This is a genomic window from Micromonospora qiuiae (genome assembly GCF_016863555.1).
Lineage (GTDB): Bacteria > Actinomycetota > Actinomycetes > Mycobacteriales > Micromonosporaceae > Micromonospora > Micromonospora qiuiae.
In genome coordinates this window covers 1-5,413 of sequence record NZ_BOPC01000147.1, presented here as the reverse complement: position 1 = coordinate 5,413, position 5,413 = coordinate 1, and the positions used below count along the sequence as shown (strand labels likewise).

General features: G+C 67.0%; 5 protein-coding genes. 3 read left to right on the top strand and 2 right to left on the bottom strand.

Features of this window, described 5'->3' with window-relative positions:
* Window positions 1-207 precede the first annotated feature (207 nt).
* A complete protein-coding gene (locus tag Vqi01_RS29875) occupies window positions 208-1,680 on the bottom strand; it encodes a P1 family peptidase (RefSeq protein WP_204038478.1) in 1,473 nt (490 codons plus the stop codon).
* A 172-nt stretch (window positions 1,681-1,852) separates the two neighbouring features.
* Window positions 1,853-3,388 carry an alkaline phosphatase gene (locus tag Vqi01_RS29870; protein WP_204038477.1) on the bottom strand — a complete coding sequence of 512 codons (1,536 nt, stop codon included), beginning with the start codon at window positions 3,386-3,388 and terminating at the stop codon, window positions 1,853-1,855.
* A 104-nt stretch (window positions 3,389-3,492) separates the two neighbouring features.
* Between Vqi01_RS29870 and Vqi01_RS29865 the strand changes: the two genes are divergently transcribed.
* From Vqi01_RS29865 to Vqi01_RS29855, 3 genes are all read left to right on the top strand, one after another.
* Entirely contained in the window at window positions 3,493-3,792 is a 300-nt protein-coding gene (locus Vqi01_RS29865) for an alpha/beta fold hydrolase (RefSeq protein ID WP_275408857.1), read from the top strand.
* Between the two features lie 189 nt (window positions 3,793-3,981).
* Window positions 3,982-4,125, top strand: coding sequence for a hypothetical protein (locus Vqi01_RS29860; protein ID WP_204038475.1), 144 nt, complete (start codon window positions 3,982-3,984; stop codon window positions 4,123-4,125).
* 321 nt (window positions 4,126-4,446) lie between these two features.
* The gene (locus Vqi01_RS29855) at window positions 4,447-4,716 is read left to right on the top strand and encodes a DUF1877 family protein (RefSeq protein WP_239098774.1); all 270 of its coding nucleotides are present in this window, start codon (window positions 4,447-4,449) and stop codon (window positions 4,714-4,716) included.
* The last annotated feature ends 697 nt before the right edge of the window (window positions 4,717-5,413 follow it).

The following is a 5,413-nucleotide window of genomic DNA, read 5'->3' as shown; positions in this document are numbered from 1 at the left end:
CAAGTCATACCGGGCCGGGCGACCGAGGAGTCCCCGGCTGGGGACGACCAAAAAGGTAACGGGATTCATAGCATCGCCCGGTCCGACAGGACGGTAGGACCCAATGACGGTGGACGAAGCGAGGCGGGTCCCGTCCGGTTGGACGGAACCCGCCTCGATCGTCACGCGCGGCGCGACGTGGTACGAGCTCCCGTGGACCCGTGCGGGTCAGCGGAGGGGCAGCAGCCGCCGACGTCCGCGCACGTGCATCCCCAGCAGGCCGACACCGAGGACAGCCGCGGCCAGCAGCGCGATGGTCGCGCCCATCGGGACACCGGGGCCGCCCTCGGTGCCGCCGGCGGTGAGGGTCATGCCGTCCTGCGACGACTCCTGGGCGGTGTCGTTCGTGGCGTTGGCCGCGTTGCCCTTGCCCTTGCCGTTGCCCTTGCCGTTGCCCTTGCTGTCGTCGGCCGGCGCGGGGACCGGCGTCTGGATCAGCGCCTGGGACGCCTGGGCGAAGGTCTCCGGCGTCACGTCCGGAGCCTCACCCTGGGTACGCCACTGCTCCAGCTGTCGCATGCCACGGCACGCGGAGGGGTAGCGGTCGCAGTAGCTGCTGGTGTTGCCGATGCTCTCGGCCGAGAGCACCGCCTTGGCGATGGCGCGGGCCAGCGTGTTGGCGCCAGCGTTGAAAATGGCGTTGAGCTGGCGGCTGTCGGCCGGGTCGTTGATCTGCAGCGCCTCCCCCTTGCCGGTCGATACCGCGAAGACGGTGTCACCGTCGCCGAGCGTGTGGATCGGGCTGATGGCGCGGGCCATGCCGTCGTGCGCGTTGCCCGACATGCGCTGGGCGGCGGCCTTCTCCAGCGGGGCGTTGGTGGCCACCACGGCGATCGTGGTGTTCGCCGGCTGCTCCTGGGCGGCAGCCGAGTTCCCGCGCGGGTTGCACTCGTTCCCCCTAGGGGCCTTGTACCCGGCGAACTCGTCGCCGATGCCGTACTTCACCCCATACAGGGTGCAGTCGGCCGGGTCGACCGGGGAACCTGCGGGGTTAACGATCACCATCGCGCCAACGTAGATGCCATCACCGAGGTAAACGCTGGCGGTGCCGACGCCTCCACGCAGACCACCGCCGCGGGCACCGGTGCCGCCGCCGACGCTACCCTGCCGGACAGGTCCGTCCGACGTGGCCTGCGCGGCGAGGTAACCCCACTCGGCGGACGTGCGCGCCTTGGGATCACCGCCGCGGCCGAGGTCGAAGATGTCCGCGGCCGGCACAATCGGGGCCACGCCCCCGGCCCCGACCCGGACGCCCTCGCCGCGGTCCTCGAGCCACCGGATGATCCCGTTGGTGGCGGACAGCCCGTACATGCTGCTTCCCCCAAGCTGGATCGCGTTGACCCCCGGGTTGGAGTTGAGCGGGCTGAGAAGGTCGGTCTCCTTGGTGGCGGGTGCACCGCCACGCTGATCCACGCTTGCCACGGACATCTGCGGCATGTACACCACCGAGGTTCCGGTCAGGTACGGGGGCGTGTCGGACTGGACCTGCCCTACCTGGATGCCGGGGACGTCGGTGATGGCGTTGTGGATGCCGGGCGCGCCGACGGCTGGCTCGGCGAACGCGGGTGCTGCGCCGGCGAGCATGATGCCCTGGCACGCCAGGGCCATCGCGGCGAGCACCGCGATTCTGGACGACTTCATGGAGCTTCTCCTGTGGAAAAAAGTGCGACGTCCGCCCGAGTTGCGACGGTCCACGCATCGGTCGAGTGGTGTGTCAAAGACAGGTCATGCACGCAGGTTCTGGTTGCTGTGCGGGCCGGTACCGGCGATATGCAAGTCGATCTCGGCCGGCTTGTCACAGACCGGCCCATCGCTAACGCCCCCATTGGTCGAAGACGACATTGGCGACGTCGGTGTTGTCGACGTAGGGGCCCCACACGGCGTCGCGGCCTTGTGCCGCGTGGCGGAATCGCTCGGCGGCCGGCCCCTTCGCGAACAGCGGGACGAGTGAGTTGGTGTGGTAGTCATGCTTCCACTCGTGGCCGGGCATCTCTCCCGGACCATTGTTGATCAGCGGCTTCCAGTCGGGGCCGGACTTCGGGCCGACGAGGTAGCCCGTTTCGTGGTCACCGGTGACGATCAGCAGCGTCTCGTCCCAGCTACTCTCCCGCTCGATCCAGTCGACGGCGGCCTTGACGGCTTCGTTGAAGAAGAGCATCTCCTCGATGTTTCGGCCCGTCAGGTTCCAGTGACCGGCCCAGTCAAGGGCACCGCCTTCGATCATGACGAAAAAGCCCTCGTCGGAGGCATTCGACAGGACGTTGAGGCCGGCCGCGGTCATCTCCGCCAGGGTGGGCACGTTGTCGTTGAGCGGCGTTTCGAACGGCTTCTCGTTGGGGTCGACAAGTCCGGGGGGGCCGAGACGGTAGCTGCGGTCGAGCGGGTTCGGCGTCCGGTTGAACTGGGTGGCGTTGAATCCCTTGGCGATGCCGAGCACGTGCTTGGGCGTCTCACCCTTGGCTAGGGCGACAAAGTCGTCGCGCTCGTCCACAAAGGTGTAGGGCGTCGCGCCGTCCTGAACCGCGGTCCACACGTCCGACGGAAGCCAGAGGTAGCGGGGGCTGCCGTACTGGCCGTCGTCGTTGTAGTAGGGATGACCGGCGCCCATGATGACGTTGGCGCCGCTGTCGAGGATCATCTCGCGCGCAACGGCGTGGCGGTTGTTACGATCCAGGTTGTGCGCGAGAAAGGCCGCCGGGGTCGCGTGGTTGAAAGCGACATTGGAGATGACGCCGGTCGCCTTGCCGAGTTCCTTTGCTCGCTCGGCGAGGTTCTTGACCGGTTCACCGTTGACATCGAGCCCGACGCGCGGATCGATAGTCTTCACTCCGGTTGCCAGCGCGGTCCCGGAGGCGGCCGATCCAGTGACCGTCGTGGAGTCGCCCTCGATGCCGATACGCAGGTCGAAGTCGGACCACATCGCGGTCGAGTCATAACCGCCGACCGCCGTGTGGGTCGACATGGCGAGCTGGTGCGGAAAGCGCTCGTAGACCCAGTTCGGATTGCGGGGGCCGGGGATCCGGCGAACGTCGCCCGGACTCCCCTCGATCTGGTAGCGGCTCTTCCCGAAGGCGTACATACTGGCCGCGTCGATGTGGTTGTACCCCATACCATCGGCGATCATGACGATGACGTTCTTCGGGCTGTTCGCCGTGGCGCCGGCGTCTTGCCGAGGTTGGGCGGCAGCCATAGGGGCGGCCAGGATGACGGCGAACGGCACGGCCAGTGCCGGGAGCCAGCGGTCCCGGCGGCCGAACGTCCATCTCGTCACGTTCTGCTTTAGCCTCGCCAGAGGCGAGCGGCTGGCGGGCGAGTTGCGCGATCGATCGAGGGGTGGCTTCTTCATCATCTCGGCTCTCCCGTCGGGGGCAGATGTTGATCAGCATCCTTGACCCGCCGATCGAGCCCTGGCGAGAGACAGTCTGATAAGCTGTCATTCGATTTCCGCACATTGTGTGTGTTGCGCACGACGGGCGTGATTGGGGCGGCGTGCTTGCCGCCTTCGCGGCCACCTACCGCGTGTACGCGCTGGAATTACGCGGCCACGGCCGCAGCTCGCACCCTGGCCGGTACTCCTTCGATCTGATGCGCGACAACGTCATCGGGTTTTTCGCGATGGTCGGAATCGGCCGTTGTGTGCTCATCGGCCACTCCATGGGCGGCACCGTGGCGGTCCTGCTCGCCGAGGCCGCCCCGCGCCCGGTCACGCACCTGATCCTGGAGGACGTGACGGCCCCCGACCGCGCGATCTGAAACGTCCATCGCTACAGCCGCCGGACGAGCCCACGCCGTTTGACTTCGCTGCCGTCAACGCCATCCGCGCGCAGATCAACGATCCCGATCCGGCCTGGTGGACGGAAGGCTATCGCCACCCCGAGACTGATCATCGGAGGCGCACGCAGCGTCATCCCTCGACACCTGCTTCCCGAGACCGCAGAGCGGATGCCGGACGCCTCCCTGGTCACCATCGACACCGGCCATCATGTCGACCACGACGAGCCAACGGAGTTCATCGCCACGGTCGACGCCCCCCTCGCCGTACGCGTGGTCCGCTGCCCGGCGCCACCGTCGAACATGGGCGAATAACCTGTTCGGACCTACGTTCGTCTGTCCGGTGACGTCGGGAATATCCAACACAAAGGGGCTTAACCCGCTGTCATGGGGCGCAGGCGGGCATGTGGAAGCGCCGCCAACCAGGACCGAGCCGCATCACGCCCAGTGATGGGCATGCACTCGCGCGCAATCGGTGACGGTTGAATTCCGGGCACATGGGACGTAGAGCACCGAGCGTGGCGTTTCCTCGCCTGCCTGCGCGCACGGTCGGCGGCAGATTCGTGCGCCGCTGGGTGGGCTTTCGCCTGCTGTTGGGGAACTGCCGTGGCGGGCATTTAGGCTGGCGCCGTGAGCATGAACGGTAACTGGCTGCGTGTTTCCCCGGACGAGTTGGAGCGGGCCAGGACCGACCTCACCTGGGCCTACGAACTCGCCATGACGGCTCGGGACGACAACTCCGGACGCTGGACCGCCACCGATAAGGCATGGAACGGCCTTGATTTCCTACTCGACCGGCTTGGCTTCGAGATTCCGCTGGTCCTCGGAGCGGAGGCGTTCGTGGAGGTGCCAGACGTCGAACCCGACAGCGAGGAGATGTTCGACTTCCGTTATCTGCTGGCTTGACTGAGCGGCGGCTCAGCCCGCCAGAGCATCCCGACTGGGTAGGACCGCTTCACGTACAGCTACAGCGAGGAGCTTCCTGCGCCGGCTGGTGCAGCAAGCCGCAAGGGCGATCGAAACCCGCAGCAGAAACTCACGGACGGTGATGGAACTTCATCCCCGCGCATACCGCTAGCGGCAGATCCGGATGCCGGCCCACCCCAGCCGGGCACTGATCTTGCAGGCGCGTTGATTGCTACGGGCGCGATGCGGGTGGTGTTTCGCGCTATCCAGGTTGGGTGGCGTCGATGAGGATGGGTACCTCGATCACTGTGACCAAGTAAAGGAATTCGTGATCGCCGTGCCGTAGCCATGGCCCCGGGGACCGCAGTGGACGCCAATCGGTTCCAGCAGTCCCGGCCGCCCGGGGCGAACCGGGCCGGGTATCCGTAACGCGACGCACGACGGACACGGCCATGTCAGCCTCCGTTTCGTCATCCGAGGCCCCGGGGCTACGATCCAGAAGCGTGGGAGGCATCCGTCGTGGTGACCCTCGACAGCGGCGAAGACATGCGACATCTCGCCGCCGAACTCACCGAGCTGGTCTCATAACACGCCTGGCCGGAGCACGACCGGCGGTTACTGCCCAACATCAACCGCACGGCCCCTCACGACGCGCGAAGGCTCCGGCTGGAGGCCGCACACGATCGGCGGCATGCTA

Coding starts and splice junctions, on each gene's coding strand:
- Vqi01_RS29855 (WP_239098774.1), top strand. CDS start 4,447: ATGAACGGTAACTGGCTGCGTGTTTCCCCGGACGAGTTGGAGCGGGCC.
- Vqi01_RS29870 (WP_204038477.1), bottom strand. CDS start 3,388: ATGATGAAGAAGCCACCCCTCGATCGATCGCGCAACTCGCCCGCCAGC.
- Vqi01_RS29875 (WP_204038478.1), bottom strand. CDS start 1,680: ATGAAGTCGTCCAGAATCGCGGTGCTCGCCGCGATGGCCCTGGCGTGC.
- Vqi01_RS29860 (WP_204038475.1), top strand. CDS start 3,982: ATGCCGGACGCCTCCCTGGTCACCATCGACACCGGCCATCATGTCGAC.